This is a genomic window from Flagellimonas sp. 2504JD1-5 (assembly GCF_053618295.1).
The window spans coordinates 495,834-514,213 of record NZ_JBSIOU010000001.1; the positions used below are offsets into that span (position 1 = coordinate 495,834).

9 protein-coding genes are annotated in these 18,380 nt (G+C 42.2%); 6 read left to right on the forward strand and 3 right to left on the reverse strand.

Annotated features, from left to right (window positions below; all coding sequences use genetic code 11):
- The first annotated feature begins 6 nt into the window (after positions 1-6).
- The 3 genes from kbl to ACULLG_RS02245 all read left to right on the forward strand — a co-directional run bounded on the left by kbl (position 7) and on the right by ACULLG_RS02245 (position 5,466).
- The gene (kbl, locus tag ACULLG_RS02235) at positions 7-1,209 is read left to right on the forward strand and encodes a glycine C-acetyltransferase (protein WP_452125140.1); all 1,203 of its coding nucleotides are present in this window, start codon (positions 7-9) and stop codon (positions 1,207-1,209) included.
- 104 nt (positions 1,210-1,313) lie between these two features.
- Positions 1,314-2,672, forward strand: a complete 1,359-nt coding sequence (locus ACULLG_RS02240; RefSeq protein ID WP_452125141.1) for an OmpA family protein — start codon at positions 1,314-1,316, stop codon at positions 2,670-2,672.
- Positions 2,673-2,739: 67 nt separating this feature from the next.
- Positions 2,740-5,466: a PD-(D/E)XK nuclease family protein gene (locus ACULLG_RS02245; protein WP_452125142.1), complete on the forward strand. Its 2,727-nt coding sequence runs from the start codon at positions 2,740-2,742 to the stop codon at positions 5,464-5,466.
- A gap of 1 nt (position 5,467) precedes the next feature.
- On the opposite strand, the gene ACULLG_RS02250 is transcribed toward ACULLG_RS02245, so the two are convergent.
- The 3 genes from ACULLG_RS02250 to ACULLG_RS02260 all read right to left on the reverse strand — a co-directional run bounded on the left by ACULLG_RS02250 (position 5,468) and on the right by ACULLG_RS02260 (position 14,058).
- Positions 5,468-6,178 carry an SDR family oxidoreductase gene (locus ACULLG_RS02250; RefSeq protein WP_452125143.1) on the reverse strand — a complete coding sequence of 237 codons (711 nt, stop codon included), beginning with the start codon at positions 6,176-6,178 and terminating at the stop codon, positions 5,468-5,470.
- A gap of 180 nt (positions 6,179-6,358) precedes the next feature.
- A complete protein-coding gene (locus ACULLG_RS02255; protein WP_452126521.1) occupies positions 6,359-7,315 on the reverse strand; it encodes a PorP/SprF family type IX secretion system membrane protein in 957 nt (318 codons plus the stop codon).
- Positions 7,315-14,058: a T9SS type B sorting domain-containing protein gene (locus ACULLG_RS02260; RefSeq protein ID WP_452125144.1), complete on the reverse strand. Its 6,744-nt coding sequence runs from the start codon at positions 14,056-14,058 to the stop codon at positions 7,315-7,317. The genes ACULLG_RS02255 and ACULLG_RS02260 overlap by 1 nt, the downstream gene beginning before the upstream one ends.
- A gap of 953 nt (positions 14,059-15,011) precedes the next feature.
- On the opposite strand from ACULLG_RS02260, the gene ACULLG_RS02265 reads away from it, so the two are divergent.
- From ACULLG_RS02265 to ACULLG_RS02275, 3 genes are read left to right on the forward strand one after another with little or no spacing between them, the layout of a single operon-like run.
- Complete coding sequence (locus ACULLG_RS02265; RefSeq protein ID WP_452125145.1) at positions 15,012-16,463, forward strand: arginine decarboxylase; 1,452 nt, start codon at positions 15,012-15,014, stop codon at positions 16,461-16,463.
- A 12-nt stretch (positions 16,464-16,475) separates the two neighbouring features.
- Positions 16,476-17,414, forward strand: a complete 939-nt coding sequence (speB, locus tag ACULLG_RS02270; RefSeq protein ID WP_452125146.1) for an agmatinase — start codon at positions 16,476-16,478, stop codon at positions 17,412-17,414.
- On the forward strand, positions 17,404-18,378 hold the full coding sequence (locus ACULLG_RS02275; RefSeq protein WP_452126522.1) for a deoxyhypusine synthase family protein: 975 nt from the start codon (positions 17,404-17,406) through the stop codon (positions 18,376-18,378). Before speB ends, ACULLG_RS02275 begins: the two co-directional genes overlap by 11 nt.
- Positions 18,379-18,380 lie beyond the last annotated feature (2 nt).

Below are 18,380 nucleotides of genomic sequence, written 5' to 3' on the forward strand. Positions count from 1 at the left end.
AAGACTATGTACGGAAAAATAAAAGAACACCTTACACAAGAACTTGAGGCCATTCAGGAAGCAGGCCTTTTTAAAAAAGAACGCATCATTACATCTCCGCAAGATGCAGTCATAAAAATTTCAACAGGTCAGGAAGTCATTAATTTTTGTGCCAATAATTATTTGGGGCTTTCATCGCATCCAGATGTGATTCAAGCCGCTAAAGACACTTTGGACACCCATGGTTTTGGAATGTCGTCCGTTCGGTTCATTTGCGGAACACAAGACATCCATAAAGAATTGGAACAAAAAATTGCGGATTTCTATGGCACGGAAGATACCATTCTTTATGCAGCAGCTTTTGATGCCAATGGAGGAGTATTTGAGCCTTTGTTGACCGCTGAGGATGCCATAATCTCAGATTCTTTGAACCACGCCTCGATCATTGATGGCGTAAGACTATGCAAGGCAAAGAGATATCGCTATGCAAACAATGATATGGCCGATTTGGAAAAGCAATTGAAACAAAGCAAACAAGATGGCGCCCGATTCACCATTATTGTCACTGATGGTGTTTTTTCTATGGATGGACTCCTTGCTCCACTTGATAAAATATGCGACTTGGCCGACAAGTATGATGCCCTTGTTATGATAGATGAATGCCATTCCGCAGGATTTATTGGAGAAACTGGTAGAGGCACCCTGGAAGAAAAAGAGGTTATGGATCGTATTGATATTATAACGGGCACCTTGGGCAAAGCTCTTGGTGGAGCCATGGGTGGGTATACCACTGGCAAAAAGGAAATTATTGAAATGCTACGTCAACGATCGCGTCCATACCTGTTTTCCAACTCCCTGGCCCCTGCCATTGTGGGCGCTTCCATAAAAGTTTTTGAAATGCTGGACAAAGACACCTCCCTGCGGGATAAACTTCAACAAAACACAGATTATTTCAAAAAAGGCATGAAAGAGGCTGGATTTGATATAATTGACGGCGACTCCGCAATAGTACCCGTTATGTTGTATGATGCCAAGTTGTCTCAACAAATGGCGGACCTGCTGTTGGAAGAGGGCATTTATGTTATCGGTTTCTTTTATCCCGTGGTTCCTAAAGATAAAGCACGCATAAGGGTTCAGCTCTCAGCTGGCCATGAAAAACATCATTTAGACCAAGCGATAAAGGCCTTTGTCAAGGTAGGTAAAGCCCTCAAAATCGTTGAAATGCAATAAAAATCCCATGTAATGCACCAAAAAAAAAGAAAATTTGATTTTGTTAATAAGTCTTAACAACTTACATTTGCTGCTGATAAACACTTAAACTTAAAATTTTGAGCATGAAACATCTTAGCAAATTATTGATTGTTGCCCTTGTTTTTTTGGGTTTTAACAATATACAAGCGCAAGACGAGAATAATCCATGGCAAGTTAGTTTCGGGGTAAACGCTATTGACTTTTACCCAACCAACGATGCTGACAACCTTGCTTCTAGTACAACTCTGTTTGATGAGTACTTCAATGTTTCTGATCACTGGAACATTTTACCATCTGTTTCTTACGTAGCCGTTTCCAAGTACATTGGTGATGGTTTTTCTTTTGGAGCAAGAGGTTCCTTGAACAGAATAGAAAACAATGGAGATTTGTCAGTTGACGATCTTTCTCACTACGCTGTAGATGGTACTTTAAAGTACAATTTCCTTAAAAACACTACCATTGATCCTTTTGCTGAGATAGGTGGTGGGTATACTTGGATTGATGAAATCGGTGCAGGTACCGTTAATGGTGGAATCGGTGTTAACGTTTGGTTTTCAGAAAACATCGGTCTTACATTACAAACTCAGTACAAACATGCTTTCGAAGACTTTTTAATGCAACACTTCCAGCACATGGCTGGTATCAGCATCAAATTTGGTGGAACTGATACTGACGGCGATGGTATCTACGATAAAGATGACGCTTGTCCAGAAGTTGCTGGATTGGAAGCTTTCAACGGTTGTCCTGATGCTGACGGCGATGGAATCGAAGATAGCAAAGATAGCTGCCCTAACGAAGCTGGTTCTAAAGAATTGAACGGTTGTCCTGATGCTGATGGCGATGGAATTGCCGATAAAGATGATGCTTGTCCTAGCGAAGCTGGTCTTGCCGCATTGAACGGTTGTCCTGATGCTGATGGCGATGGAGTTGCTGACAAAGATGATCAGTGTCCTAACGAAGCTGGTCCTGCTGAGAACAACGGATGCCCATGGCCAGATAGCGATGGTGACAGCGTTCTTGACAAAGACGATCAGTGTCCTCAAGTAGCCGGTACTGTAGCTAACAACGGTTGCCCAGAAGTAACCGAAGAAGTACAGAAGCAATTGAATGACTACGCTAGAACTATCTTGTTCGATACTGGTAAAGCTTCTATCAAAGCTGAGTCTACTTCAGTTATGGTTGATATCATCCAAATCTTGAACGAGTATCCTAACGCTAAGTTTACTGTTGAAGGTCACACTGATAGTGTAGGTGGAGCTAAAACCAACCAAGCACTTTCTGAAAAGAGAGCTAACTCAGTAAGAGATTTCTTGATTGACAAAGGAATCGCTTCTGGTAGATTGAGTGCAATCGGTTACGGTGAAGACAAGCCAATCGCTACCAACAACACTAGAGCTGGTAGAGCACAAAACAGAAGAGTTGAAATCAACTTGGTAAAATAATAGAAAACAAAACGTTTTCTTTTCAAAAAAAGGCTCCGCAAATGCGGAGCCTTTTTTATTTTAGTGCATGCACCAAAGTTTTCTACAATACGTACTGGATGATCTCCAACAAAAGCAAATATCAGTAGAAAACTGCACCTTTGTCCTTCCCAGCAAACGCTCCGGTACTTTTTTGAAAAAGCACATCTCGGCCGGTCTGACCAAAAATACTTTTGCGCCCCAAATTTTATCCATTGAGGATTTTATTGCCGAAATGGCCGGCATCTATACCACCTCGTCCATTGATCTGTTGTTGACGCTATTTCAAGCTTACAAAAAGGCGAATATCAAAAATCACGATGATTTCAATTCATTTTTGAAGTGGGGACAAATACTTATCCAAGATTTCAATGAAATTGATCGCTACCTCATTCCGGCCAATGACATTCTAAATTATCTTTCTGCCATTAAAGATTTGAACCATTGGTCCCTTAAACAAGAAAAGACGGAGCTCGTTCAAAACTATTTACAATTATGGAATCAGCTAGAATTCCTCTATAATACGTTTACAAATTCCCTTTTAGAACAACGCAAGGGATACCAAGGTCTGGTATACAGGACAGCAGTTCAAAATTTGGAGCGCTACGACAAGGATCTCGATTCCAATCCCATAATTTTTATTGGATTCAATGCCCTAAACACCGCCGAATCAAAAATTATTCAACACTTACTGACTCATCCCAAAAACCAGATCTATTGGGATATTGACCAGCACTTCCTAAACGACCAAATACATGATGCTGGATTGTTCATTCGAGCCTATAAACAAGAATGGCCCTACTATGCAAATAAACCTCTTCAAGGAGTTCACAACAGTTTTCTAGCTTCCAAAAAAGTTTCTATTACTGGAGTCCCCAAAAGTATTTCCCAGGCCAAATATGCTGGCAAGCTATTGGATGATTTGGGTGTCAATCAAAATGAATTAACAAACACGGCACTCGTTCTTGCCGATGAAGCCCTGTTAAATCCCATATTAAAAGCAATCCCGTCCCATATTAAAGAAGCAAACATTACTATGGGGCTCGCCCTGAACAAAACGGTACTATATTCCTTTTTTGTCTCCTTTATTGACCTCAATATCGCCAAAACAGAAAAAGGTTGGTTTTATGCCGATGTTTTAGCCTTTCTTTCCAATCCATATACCAATAATCTACACGATTCCGAGACTTTTGCCTTTTTAAGGCAGTTGGTTTTGGATATAAAGAAGAACAATTGGATATACCTTAATACAACTCAAATTTTAAAATATGACAATTCAGCTCAGGCAGCAATGTTTATGTTCCCGGAGAAAACCCCTTCTCCAAGCCAATGGATCAACAATTGCCTAGAGCTTATACAGCATTTAAAATCCCATTTTCAGGCTATCGGCAATACTTTGGAACTTGAATATCTGTATCGATTCCATACCCTATTCTCCCAATTGCAAACCCATCTTGACCAAGTTGATTTTGTAACCGATCTTAAATCACTGAAAAGTTTTTTCAAACAATTGGCTTCGGCCGAGACTTTGGATTTCATCGGAGAGCCCCTATCCGGGCTTCAGATAATGGGCATGCTCGAAAGTAGGAATCTCGACTTTGAAACGGTAATACTCACTTCGGTCAATGAGGGAATTCTACCGTCCGGAAAATCCAATAGCTCTTTTATTCCTTTTGATGTTAAAAGGGAATATGGTCTTCCAACGTATAAAGAAAAAGATGCCATTTATACCTACCATTTTTATCGATTGATACAAAGGGCAAAGCACGTTCATTTAATTTATAACACGGAGCCGGATGTGTTGGAAGGAGGTGAAAAAAGCAGGTTGATTTCGCAGTTATTGACAGATGAAGCCATAACCGAGTACGTAACCCACAATATTGCCTCTCCAGCAGTTATAATGGAGTCACAGATTCCGGCGGAAATCATAAAGACTCCTTTGCTTCAAAATGAAATACAATTGTTTGCACAACAAGGATTTTCACCCACTTCTTTGACCAATTATATTAGAAACCCAATAGATTTCTATAAAAGAAATATCCTTAAAATAAATGATCTAGAAGAAGTAGAGGAGAACATTGCCGCCAATACCTTTGGAACCATTGTTCACGATAGTCTGGAACAATTGTATAGTCCGTTCGTGGGTCAATTGTTGACTCCAGATAATCTTTCCAATACAATCAGGTCAATCCCCAAGGTAGTACAGTTTCATTTTGGAAGGCTGTTACCGGGCTCCGATATTAAAAAAGGTAGGTTTCTTTTGGTTTTTAATGTCATCGTCAAATATCTAACGAACTTTGTTGAGTTAGAAAAAAGTTCCTTGTCCAGACATGAAATTCGCATCTTGGAACTGGAAAAAAGATATGAAATTGAATTACATGTTGAAGGTTTGAATTTTCCGGTCAAACTCAAAGGCACGCTAGATCGTGTTGATGTATTTGATGGAGTACCCAGAATTGTGGATTACAAAACCGGACGGGTCGATACCAAAAACGTGAAAATCACCGACTGGGAAGCGTTGATTTTGGATTATGATAAAAGCAAGGCTTTTCAATTGCTATGCTATAGCCTGTTGTACACCAAAGCGAAAAGTAATCCTCTGGACTTGAGTGCAGGAATTTATTCCTTTAAAAATTTAAGCCAAGGGTTTTTGCCTTTTACCTCGGAACACCCTTTAATAACATCGGAAACCTTAAGTATATTTAAATCTTACTTGAAAAAGCTTATCCTTGAAATCTGTGATCCAAACATCCCTCTGGTCGAAAAAGAGATTTGAATCATTTTAGATCGGGCCGCGTAGGGCGCACTTCAATCTTGCTTGGCAATGTCCTTGGATGCATTTGCATTAAATCCACAACGAGCTTTCCAATGTCCTCGGCCTGAATTTTCCAGGCATCCTTTTCTGAAGGTTCATTCCCATTAAAATGAGTGGCCACAGAGCCCGGCATAATCGTCGTGACCTTGATGTTGTATTTCCTCAGGTCCAACATTGCAGCTTGGGTAAATCCTACCACACCAAATTTTGTGGCATTGTATCCCGCTCCTTGAGGGAAAAAATTGGTGCCCGCCAAACTGGCCAAGGTCATATAATATCCTTCGGATATTTTTAATGCTTCCACCGAAGCTTTTAGCGTATGGAAAACACCATTCAAATTGGTATTGATCATCTGATGCCATTTATCAACCTCCATTTCATCAATTGGGGCAAAATGACCTACCCCCGCATTGGCCAGCACCAAATCCAATCGTGACCACTTGTCCAATATTTGTTTTATAGCATTCTCTTCATCCCTGAGAACAGCGACATCTGAACAAAGCCCTAGAACATCATCAGAATTATCCAATGCTTTAACAGCCTCCTCTACTCCATCCATACTCCTTCCACTAATGGCCACTTTCATTCCTTGATTCAACAAGCTTTTTGCAACCCCCAATCCAATACCCTTTGTACCTCCGGTTATATAAGCGACTTTCCCTTTTAAATCCATACCAATAGCTTTATCCCTCAAAAATCGGAAAAGTATTTAGGAAAATGAAAAGCTATCCATATTTTGAACCTCCTTGGTCAGAACGACAGAGACGAATCGATCATCTTTTGCTTTCTTATAGTAAAGCAGGTTTGGCATGACGATGGCCCCTCTAGAATCTGATTTTTCTGTATTCTATCACTAAAAGAAACGAGGGTCTATAGTTTTTTCTGAAGATTTGAACTCGTATCGGATAAAAGCTTCAAAAGAACCATCATTGAACTGTGACCCACCTAGTTCTGTAACCTCACGATCATAGGCCAGACCCAACATCAACCTTTCTGTGAACTGTATTCCAGCAAGAGCACTGAGCGATGCACTCCAGCGATAGGCCATGCCAAACGAGAACTTTTCTTTGAACAAAAAATTAGCCGAAAGATCTGCTTGCAAAGGAGCTCCGCGTACCGTTTTGATAAGCACCGCAGGTTTAAACTTCCAATCCGTGCTTAGTTCATGTATGTAACCAGAAATGAAGTACCAGTTCAATCGCTCACTGGCCAAAAAGGAATTGCTTCCCCCGCTTCCTGAACGATTAAAATGTTCTGTTTCTAAAAAGTTGGGTGCGGAAACACCGAGATAAAAGTTTTGCTTGTGATAAAAGATTCCCGCCCCGAAATTGGGAGAAAATTTCTTGTCAATATTCGGAGGAAGAGCAGTATTGCTTTGTCCTTGAAAATTGCGTAGTCGATTGAAATCCACATTAAGAAAATGACCGCCAGCTTTAAATCCGAAAGATAAATTTGCATTGTCAGAAACAGGGACCGTATATGAAACCGCAGCATCAAAGTATGTGTCCTGATTGGTGCCATTTCCAATTTCATCATTGACCACAGACAATCCCAGCCCAACACGTTCAGAAACCGGAAAACTTATATTAAGGGTCTGGGTACGCGGAGCTCCATCTAATCCAACCCATTGTGAACGATGAAGTGCGGCTAGACTCAACACTCCTCTTGACCCAGCATATGCAGGATTTATGGATAAGGTATTGTACATATATTGTGTGTACTGAGCATCTTGCTGTCCCCTGGTTAAGTTCAAGAACAACAATACAGCGGTCACGATATATACTCTTTTTTTTATGTTTTTTAGTTGCATCATCTATTAATGTACAGATACCCTGCTTTTGATTTATTGTTGCCGCTATCGGAATACTCAATGGTGTAGAAGTATACTCCTACCGGAAGCTCTTCGTTTTTCTTTAGGGTCGCCCTTCCGTTGGATATCCCGTAAAAAGCATTGCTGTTATTGTTGTACCCCTCGGTTTCATAGACTTTGACCCCCCATCGATTGTAAACAATAACTTTGTTGTCCGGAAAGAGTTCGATATTCCGTATAATGAAAGCCCCGTTTCCAACGTTTGGGTCGACAAGGTCATTTTCCACTTCAATATCACAGCCTGATGATACAGGTGGGGTTCCTCCAATAGAATCGCAAGGATTTAATGGGTCTGTTCTGTCCGTGATTTCACGTCCATCCAAAATGCCATCTCCATCCGTATCTGGAAGCTCGGGGTCAGTCCCCAAAGCTCCTTCTTCTTGTTCACTGAGACCATCCGAATCACAATCGGCGCTTGAAAGAGGTATTCCTCTATCAGAATCGCAAGAATCCAATGGGTCTGTATTGTCAATAATTTCTTGGCCATCCAAAATGCCATCCCCATCGGTATCTGGATTGTTGGGGTCTGTCCCCAAAACAGTTTCTTCGTCATCGATTAATCCATCAGCGTCACTATCGCAATTAGGGTTATCCGTGTTTGGATCACAGGCATTCAAAGGATTACTAGCACTTCCAGGAATTGCTGGGGTAGCAATGTCATCGATATTGTTTAATTCTTCCCCATCAGTTAAACCATCGCCATCAGTATCAGCAAGATCCGGATTGGTTCCTGCAGTAATCTCTTCATCCGTGGAAACACCATCATTGTCACAGTCAGAGTTATCTTGTGGTGTTCCATTTACAGAATCACAATCATTCAACGGATTGGTAGCGTCACTATTTACTTCTTGGCCATCTGAAATACCGTCACCGTCAGTATCAACATTATTTGGGTTTGTACCCAAAGCCATTTCTTCATTTCGTGTTAATCCATCCCCATCACAGTCATTGGTTCCCTGCGGGAGCCAACTTGGGTTGGATTGTGGTGAGCACGGATTATTGGGTTCAGTATCGTCCACATCGCAGATATTGTCGCCATCCGTATCAATACAGGCCGGAATGGAAACAAAAAGGGTTGCTGTATCACATACTGAATTAAAACACACTTGGTATTGAACACTGACCGTTGAATTGTCTTCTGATGCAACCGGGGTATATGTAATCTCTCCTGTAGTTTGATTTACTCCAATTGCGCCCGAGAAAGTTCCTCCTATGATCGAAAATGCACTTCCAATTAGAAAATCATCATTAAAAATGACATTCACCGTCTTTGGTATGTCCACATCAGCACCGGTAATATCATCCACAGCCGTAGCAATGTTCGGATTTGGGTCGGAGTTGTTGGGATTACCATCCCCGTCACAATCACTGGATGAAAGCGGTGCGCCTCCCAAAGAATCGCAATCATTATTAGGGTCTGTGCCATCCAATATTTCCTGTCCATCCATGACTCCATCACCATCGGAATCTGGGTTGTTCGGATCCGTAACGGTACCATTTGGATTGGGAGGTGTTGCAGGATCATTGACCCCTGTATTTTCTTCATTGTTCGATAGTCCGTCTGAATCACAATCGTCTGTGCCCAATGCCGAACCTCCCACTGAGTCGCAAGAATTGTTTGGGTCTGTTCCATCGAAAGCCTCTTGGCCATCCAATATACTGTCGCCATCAGAATCAGCGTTGTATGGATTGGTGATATTGCCATTAGGGTCAGCAGTAGTAGAAATATCATCTATTCCGGTTGTTTCCTCTGAATAACTTAAGCCATCTACGTCACAGTCACTGGCATCAACAGGTTGCCAGTTTGGATTTGAGCGGGGCTCACAGGGATTATTTGGTGCTGAGTCGTCCACATCGCAAATATTATCCCCATCAGTATCTGTACAGGCAGGAATGGTAATGTTAACAGTTGCAGTGGCACAAATCACCCCATTGCAGACTTCATAATCAATGGTGACCGTATTATTGTCTTCTGAAGCAATTGCCGTATACGTCAATTCTCCTGTGGCCTGATTCATCGAAATTGTTCCCGACGCTGTTCCTGTACCCATATCTGTAAGCGTGCTACCTACTAGAAAATCATCATTCACCAAAATATTTATGGTTTTGGGAAGCCCTACATCAGCACTCGTATTGTCGTTCACCGCAGTGGCCACTAACGGATTCGGATCAGAACCATTTGGGTTTCCATCCCCATCACAATCAGAACTATCCATCGGTGCGCCGCCAACGGAATCACAATTGTCATTTGGGTCTGTATCGTCCAAAGCCTCCTGACCATCAGAAATGGTGTCACCATCAGAATCCGACTCGTTGGGGTCAGTTAGGTTGCCGTTGGGGTCAGCAACCGTGCCAACATCATCTATACCTGTTATCTCTTCATCATTGGTTAGTCCATCTGCATCGCAGTCACTAGTCCCCAATGGTGTTCCGCCAATGGAATCGCAATCATCTAAAGGATTGGTTGTATCTGTGTTGACTTCTTGTCCATCTGAAATTCCGTCCCCATCGGTGTCCGCTAGATCAGGATTCGTGCCCAAGGTAGCTTCCTCATCACCGGTCAGACCATCGCCATCACAATCACTGGTGCCCAAAGGTGTTCCGCCAATGGAATCGCAATCATCTAAAGGATTGGTTATATCTGTGTTGACTTCTTGTCCATCTGAAATTCCGTCCCCATCGGTGTCCGCTAGATCAGGATTCGTGCCCAAGGTAGCCTCCTCATCACCGGTCAGACCATCGCCATCGCAGTCACTAGTCCCCAATGGTGTCCCTCCATTGGAATTGCAATCATCTAAAGGATTGGTTGTATCCGTGTTGACTTCTTGTCCATCTGAAATTCCGTCCCCATCGGTGTCCGCTAGATCAGGATTCGTGCCCAAGGTAACTTCCTCATCACCGGTCAGACCATCGCCATCACAATCACTGATGCCCAAAGGTGTTCCACCAATGGAATCGCAATCATCGTTAGGGTCAGTTCCATCGAGTATCTCCTGTGCATCTGTAATCCCATCTCCGTCTGTGTCATTGGAAGCTGTTATCTCCACCGTAAATGGTATAGCGGTTGAAACACATCCTGTGGTCGAATTGATTACCACGAGGGATGCATTGTAGTTTCCTTCGGGAGCACTTGGTGGAATCGTCAAGTTGATAGGTGAAGCCGGAAGCGATGTAGGGGTCGTAACATCCATAAATCCTGCAGCATTTGCCGTATTATCATAATCTATGGTATAAGTGTCCGAACCATTAACGGGGTTGACATAATACAAGTCAGCCGAAATGGCACCAATTGGAGCACTTGGATTGGCGCCAAGATCCAACATTGGCCGATTGGCAACCAGCAATGTAATAGGACCAGGAATGGTGTTGGATTGGCATAGGCTTATATCCGTAATGGATATGTTGGTATATTCCCCTTGATCTAAACCAGTAATATGAATTTGACTGGAAGTGGCCGTTAAATTTTGTGATGGCTGAGAAATACCTCCATGAAAAAAGTTTACTTCATAGGTTCCGTCTGCCATCCCTTCTAAAACTATTTCACCATTTGGAATTGTGCATTGAGTTAATTGAATGTGAGTGCCCTCTGTGATCGTCGCACCTCCAGGGTCACTCAAAACCAAGGGTGTGGTTGATGCAAACGGTTCGGAATTACAACCATTCAAGGTCACCATAAAATCAGAATAAGAGCTAGCATTTAAACCGGAAAGTAAAAACTGTCCACTTGCATCCGCTGAAAAAGGACCAGGGTTTATCAAAACTCCATCTGCCTCATAGCTCAAATCATCATAGGCCGTGTCAGGTAATAAGCCTTCGAGAGTAATGGTTCCATCGTTCCCCCCACAGGATGTCGGATCAGTTATTAAAACAGACCCTATTTCCGGTCCGATCACATTTATAGTAAATGAAATAGAATTACTTGTACATGTAAGCGTATTGATATTGCGTATGGTGAAGGTGCCATTATAGGTGCCGGATGGAATGGCAACCGGGATTGGAATGTTTAAAGGGCTCACCACACTGGTATCATCGGTAATATCGATTAGCCCCGCAGCATTGGCCGTATCATCAAAATCGATGGAGTAGTCTATGGCAGGGCCATTGGCGGTTACGGTAAATGGAAAGTTTAAACTTGTCTCTCCCCTACAAAGCTCCAAGGTGTTGGATGGAATACTTGTTTCTGGCGCTGGTTTGACATCAACTGCTACGGATAATGAAAAAATAGTTTCGCATAGCACTCCTATTCTTTGCGCCTTGATACTAATACTTGTCACAGCTTCATCCAAACCAAAGGTTGCCAAGTTCAAAGCCCCGCCAGAGCCAAGGCCAGCAGGACCGATTGCATTCCCACTTTGGTCCACCAATTCGTAAACGACTAGATTTTCGGTGCCGTCCAGTTGAAAGTCAATAGTGGCTCCTTCACACACCGTTGTTGTGGATGTGGCTGAAAATGTCTGTTCCAGCGGTAATCGACATTGGACAATTCCGCCTAAAACTAAATCAGATTCTGCCATAGGCCCATTTTTGGAAGTTACACCTACTTCTGCTCCAGCATATAGCACATCATATCCTGCGCTGGCAGCATCCAAGCGGGAGATTGTCCAATTTCCTGAACCATCCACTGTGGTAAAAAACAAGGTTTCGTCTACAATAATTCCGTCCAAATAAAGAAATACCAAGTTTCCTGGAGTACCTGTGCCTGATATGCTTGAATCGCCTTCGCGGATTGGGCTTGTTGTAACCGATAAAGAAGCATCTGTTGTTTGATCAAAAACCTGTATTTCGTTAGATAGTTGGCTTTGTGATTTTCCTGAATTTGTTGCCGCCGCAGCAACATAAATACCGACTGGAATCGAAGCGTTCACTGTCCAGTTTCCATTTGGTTGTACAATTCCCGTTCCCGCCGAAGTCCCAATCGTCACTGGAGTGGTGCTGCTGGTATATATGTTAATGCTGGCCCCCTTTTCTGAGGAAATACCATTTATTGCTCCAATGGATCCTGTAGAGGAACTGTACTCCCCTGTAATAATTGGTGCAGAGGACTGCCCTCCGACTGTAGTATTTGCCATGGCGGCGCAACTACCTGTTTCAATGGCTTTTGCAGTTATAATTTCTCCTTCCATTAGGGTGCCTTTGGGCAGGGTTGCCACGGTAAAGGACCAATTGCCTCCGGTAGCCGTGGTAGATGCCTGTTCTACATCATCAATAAATAAGGTCACTGTGGCGTCTACTCCAGCCGTACCTGTAATTGAAGTGCTTGTGTTCAAAACTGGTAGATTTGCAAAAACAGGTGTTGTGGACGTAGTAGCCGTTCCTGCACAATACTCAACAGCATCAGATTCACAGCTTCCAGATACTTCCTGGGTAATTTCATAAAATCCATCAAGTGCAAAACCACAATTGTTTCCACTGGTGCATCCCGAGTTATTTGTATTACACTTCCAAAACCACGAGCCATCTGCATTGGCAAATACCTCACCTCCTGCGTAGTTACTGCTTCCGGTATTCGGAATTAACAACGAGCCTTCAAAATAGACCCGAATCTGGGCGCCGGGAATCGCACTCCCGATATCTCCACACAACCCTTTTGCACTTATAGTGAAAATGGTAGATCCACTGATCGGGGAAGTACAGGATGTTCCCACCGTAGTTTCATTGCAATTGGAATACGAAACGGATTTTGGGCTTGACCCTGCCGCGGTAGCGGTCGCCTCGGAAACCATGGCACTAGCGGTAAAAACTTCATTGGCTGCTGTGGTTGTGATTGGAGAAAGGGTCCAAATACCGGATGAAACCGTTGTTGTCCCTATCGATATCCCATCCTTGAACACTTCAATTGTAGTACCATCAATTTCTGTTGATGTTCCAGAAATGAAGGTGGTACCCACCGTAATTGGTCCGTCTATATCTGGACATTCAGCACGAGGGTATAAAATGGTGCCAGAATTGATGTCATCGGCACTTGTTGGAGGAAAAACATTAATAAGTTCCTCCCACAGTTCATCAGGAATTCCCAGGTTATCATCAATTCCGCCAATATCGGAGATAGAGCCTCCCATCGCTTCCTTTGGGCGTATCACAGTGTTGCCCACCATTCGCAATGGTGTGGAAGTTGTAATACCGGGAAATGCCGTTGTTATATCTGAAAACGGTATAAAAAAATCATAGAAATAATCATCCTCACCACAAATTTCCGAAAAGGCTATACTTTTTTGCGCAAAATCTGAATAGGGCCTGTCGGTTCTAGCATCACCAATTTCGCTTGCCGATGTAGTTCCATCAATATTGAAAAGTCCGACTCCGAAATTTGTCATCAACACAATCTCAATTTCAAAACCAGGGTTTCCAACGGTATAGTTTGGGTCCGCATTAGGTCCAGAACTCCCAAAACTTTGGTCCGTATCAATTAAAATAGAATAGCCTTTGGAGTTGTTTGCCGTTCCCCCAAGTCTAAAACGAAACATGAGATTATTGCCACCATCCAAATAAGTGTAGACGGTATTATTATTGTCTGATTTAACCAAATCTGTAAACCCGCATGAAGGACCGGAAGCCAGATCGCTATCAGGTTCAGAATCCCCTATGATAGGAAGTGCAATAAATGGAATCTCACTTTCGAGTTCATCATTGCTCTGAAAGCCCAATGAACTTGATGATGTATATCCATCAAGGTTTGGGTCCAATACAGATTGATTTGTTTCTGCATTCTTAAAAATCAGCCCTTTTGTTTGCCCCCATGATGCATTTGATACCAAAAAAAGGCATAGCCCTATTATTTTGGCAATAGCAATTGAAAGATGTTGCGTAAAAACCTTAGGCTTAAAACTCGGATTTATCATTGGACGTTACTCATACCTGTAGATAAATGTAGGTTTAATCCTACGTTGGCTGAAGTCTTTGTTGTAAAACCCAGAGAATTGTATTTGAATACGGGAATTTAAAAGGTTACAGAGCTGCACCATTTGTGATATTGAAATTATCCATCGGTTGTGCAGCGAAACCCTTTGGTAAAAAGAAAAGATTATCAATTGCTCCCTTAACAGCGCTACCAACTATCGAAATTCCAATAATTCTTTATCGCATTTAGAGCATTATAAGTCCGAAGATTTGGTTTGCTCATTGCACATAGGTATGTCTTGAAAGGGTGAGCAAGAATCAAATCAATATATCACGCTTGATTTAAGGAATGTACTTCGCCAAGTTCCATGCAAATGAAAAAAGCTCCAAAAGTCTAAAACCCCCGAAGCCTTAAGTTTACTGGTGGAGAATACCGGAGTCGAACCGGTGACCTCTTGTCTGCAGGTTTTCAAAATTTGACATCACCAAAAATTTAAACCAAACAATTCATTTTTTTTATATGTTTACATAGTAAATGAGTCCACCTAATCGGACGCATTGCCTTTTGTTTTGAAAACTTTTTTCAAGTTCGGGCCAATGGGGATAAGGAAGTCTACCCAAAAAGCCGTCTTAGGGATAGGACACCGAATAATAGGGCTGACTTCCGAAATGTTTTCTTCTTACCGTAGGTTGTATCTACGGGTTTTTGGTTCTACACCTGATAGGTTTTTTGTATTCCGTATTTGAGATTGGTCTTTTTTCAAGATCTACAATCATTTTATAACAATACAAAATACAGATGAAGACCAAATACATCGATTTGATCGAACAGACCTATGATTTTCCCCAGGAGGAGTTCCAACTTGAGGAAAACCAATTGTATTTTCATGGTATCGATCTTATGGAGTTGATTCGCCGTTATGGCTCACCCCTTAAGTTCACCTATCTCCCAAAAATATCCGAGAATATCCAGCGGGCCAAAAAATGGTTCGCCACAGCAATCCATAAACATAACTACGCTGGTGCATATCATTATAGCTATTGCACCAAGAGCTCACATTTTGAACACGTTCTGAACGAAGCGCTAAACAACGATATCCATATTGAGACTTCCTCTACGTTCGATATTGACATTGTGGAACACCTGAAAGCACAAGGTAAGATTTCGGATTCGACCTTTGTGCTGTGCAACGGTTTCAAAAGGGATGAATATGTTGAAAAAATTGCCCAACTCATAAACAAAGGCCACAAAAACTGCATCCCCATCATCGATAATTTTGAAGAACTCGATCTACTTGGGAATGAAATTCACGGAAACTTCAAAGTAGGAATCCGGATTGCCTCTGAAGAAGAGCCCAAATTTGAGTTTTATACTTCAAGATTGGGCATAGGCTATAAGAACATAGTTCCATTTTATGCTAAGGCCATTAAAGACAATCCGAAGGTTGAGCTAAAAATGCTCCACTTTTTTATCAATACAGGGATTAGGGATACGGCCTACTATTGGAACGAGCTTTTAAAATGTCTAAAGGTATACATCAACCTAAAGAAAATATGTCCAACTCTGGATAGCCTGAATATTGGCGGAGGCTTCCCCATTAAAAACTCACTGGCGTTTGATTACGATTACGAGTATATGGTGGATGAGATCGTTAACCAAATCAATCAGGCGTGCCGAGAAGCAAATGTTGAAGTTCCGGATATCTTTACCGAGTTTGGCAGTTTCACTGTGGGTGAGAGTGGTGGGGCCATTTACCAGGTATTGTATCAAAAACAGCAGAACGACCGCGAAAAATGGAACATGATCAATTCCTCGTTCATAACAACCATTCCCGATTCATGGGCCATTAGCAGGCGATTTATAATGCTCGCTCTTAATCGGTGGAACGACGAATACGAAAGGGTTTTGTTGGGTGGACTTACCTGCGATAGTGACGATTATTACAATTCGGAACAGCATATGAACGCTATCTACCTTCCCAAGTTCATAAAGGAACGGCCATTATATGTGGGTTTTTTCAATACCGGTGCCTATCAGGAGACCATAGGTGGTTTTGGTGGATTGCAGCATTGTTTGATTCCACAGCCCAAACATATTTTGATCGAAAAAGATGGTGATGGAAACCTAAAGACCCGTGTTTTTGCCGAACAGCAGACTGCCGGAGACTTTCTTTCCATTTTGGGCTATGACAAACCAAAGGTTTCAGAACCCAAAGTTTTAAGAAACAAAAAAATGGTCTATCAACCATAAACTATAATTAAGATGAAACTAACAACAACCTATGCAGGAATACCCGAGGAGTATGCATCCGCGGAAAAGTCCAAAGTGGTGTTGATTCCCGTGGCCTACGATGGCACCAGTACTTGGGGAAAAGGAGCAGATAAAGGCCCAGAAGCATTTCTGGAAGCTTCAGAAAATATGGAGCTCTATGATATTGAAACCGATAGCGAAGTATATCGGGAGGGAATTTATTTGAGCGAGATTTTGGACGGTTTCGATTCACCGGAAAACATGGTCAACATCGTTCATAGTACCGTAAAGGATTTTATCAACCGAAAAAAAATGGTCACCATGATCGGCGGGGAGCATTCCGTTTCCATAGGGGCCATTAGAGCATTCAATGAAGCATATCAGGGACTGACCGTGCTCCAAATTGATGCACATGCCGACTTACGAAAGGAATATAATAGCTCTAAATACAATCACGCCTGTGCCTTGTACGAAGCGTCACAGACTACAAATCTTATTCAAGTGGGCATTCGGAGTATGGATGCCTCCGAAACCTTGGTGATGAACCATAATAATGTCTTTTTTGCCCACGAAATGGTCTCCGATGACTATTGGATGGACAATGTTCTGGATCTGATGACAGACAATGTTTATATCACCTTTGATTTGGATGCTTTGGATCCCTCAATTCTTCCATCTACAGGAACACCGGAACCCGGAGGACTTTTTTGGTACGAAACCCTCGAATTTCTAAAACGAATTTTTGAGGAATGCAATGTAGTTGGTTTTGATATAATGGAACTCTGCCCTAATGAAAAGGAGAAATCCTCAGATTTTTTGGCCGCAAAACTTTACTACAAAATGTTGAGCTACAAATTCAAACAGGACATGGAAGAATTTGAGGATGAATATGAACAACCCTACAATATTGAAAAATTTGAAAGAAATGGAGAACAATTCGATGAAAAATAAAGGGGAAATTTCCCAGTTTTTGGAGAAGCACTTTTTGCATTTCAATGCAGCATCTTTGGTCGATGCCGCCAAGGGTTATGAATCCCAATTGGAGCAGGGGTCCCAGATGTTGGTGTCGTTGGCCGGAGCCATGAGTACAGCAGAGCTGGGTAAGATTTTTTCCGAAATCATCCGTACTAAAAAGGTGCATATCATATCATGTACCGGGGCTAATTTGGAGGAAGATATTATGAACTTGGTGGCCCACTCGCATTATAAAAGGGTACCCAATTATCGTGATTTGACCCCACAAGATGAATGGGATTTGCTGGAAAGTGGACTCAACCGGGTTACAGACACCTGTATCCCAGAAGAAGAAGCGTTCCGTCGTTTGCAGAAACATATCTATAAGATATGGAAGCAGGCCGATGAAAATGGAGAACGTTTGTTTCCGCACGAGTTCATGTACCGATTGTTGTTGTCCGGTGTTTTAGAGGAACATTATGAAATAGATATACAACACTCGTGGATGTTTGCTGCTGCCCAGGCCAATTTGCCCATGGTTGTTCCTGGCTGGGAAGACAGTACTATGGGAAATATTTTTGCTAGCTATGTCATCAAAGGAGAACTCAAGGCAAGCACCATGAAATCGGGAATTGAGTATATGACCTTCTTGGCCAATTGGTACAAGAACAACAGCGAAAATAGCATTGGCTTTTTTCAGATAGGAGGTGGAATAGCAGGCGATTTTCCAATTTGTGTGGTTCCGATGTTGTATCAAGACCTAGATGAGACTGATACGCCGTTCTGGAGCTATTTCTGCCAGATCAGCGATTCCACAACAAGTTATGGATCCTATTCAGGTGCCGTTCCAAACGAAAAGATTACATGGGGAAAACTGGATATAAATACCCCAAAATTTATAATTGAAAGTGACGCTACAATCGTTGCCCCACTGATTTTTGCATACCTATTAAACATGTGATC

Coding starts and splice junctions, on each gene's coding strand:
- ACULLG_RS02240 (WP_452125141.1), top strand. CDS start 1,314: ATGAAACATCTTAGCAAATTATTGATTGTTGCCCTTGTTTTTTTGGGT.
- ACULLG_RS02245 (WP_452125142.1), top strand. CDS start 2,740: ATGCACCAAAGTTTTCTACAATACGTACTGGATGATCTCCAACAAAAG.
- speB (WP_452125146.1), top strand. CDS start 16,476: ATGAAACTAACAACAACCTATGCAGGAATACCCGAGGAGTATGCATCC.
- ACULLG_RS02250 (WP_452125143.1), bottom strand. CDS start 6,178: ATGGATTTAAAAGGGAAAGTCGCTTATATAACCGGAGGTACAAAGGGT.
- kbl (WP_452125140.1), top strand. CDS start 7: ATGTACGGAAAAATAAAAGAACACCTTACACAAGAACTTGAGGCCATT.
- ACULLG_RS02265 (WP_452125145.1), top strand. CDS start 15,012: ATGAAGACCAAATACATCGATTTGATCGAACAGACCTATGATTTTCCC.
- ACULLG_RS02275 (WP_452126522.1), top strand. CDS start 17,404: ATGAAAAATAAAGGGGAAATTTCCCAGTTTTTGGAGAAGCACTTTTTG.
- ACULLG_RS02255 (WP_452126521.1), bottom strand. CDS start 7,315: ATGCAACTAAAAAACATAAAAAAAAGAGTATATATCGTGACCGCTGTA.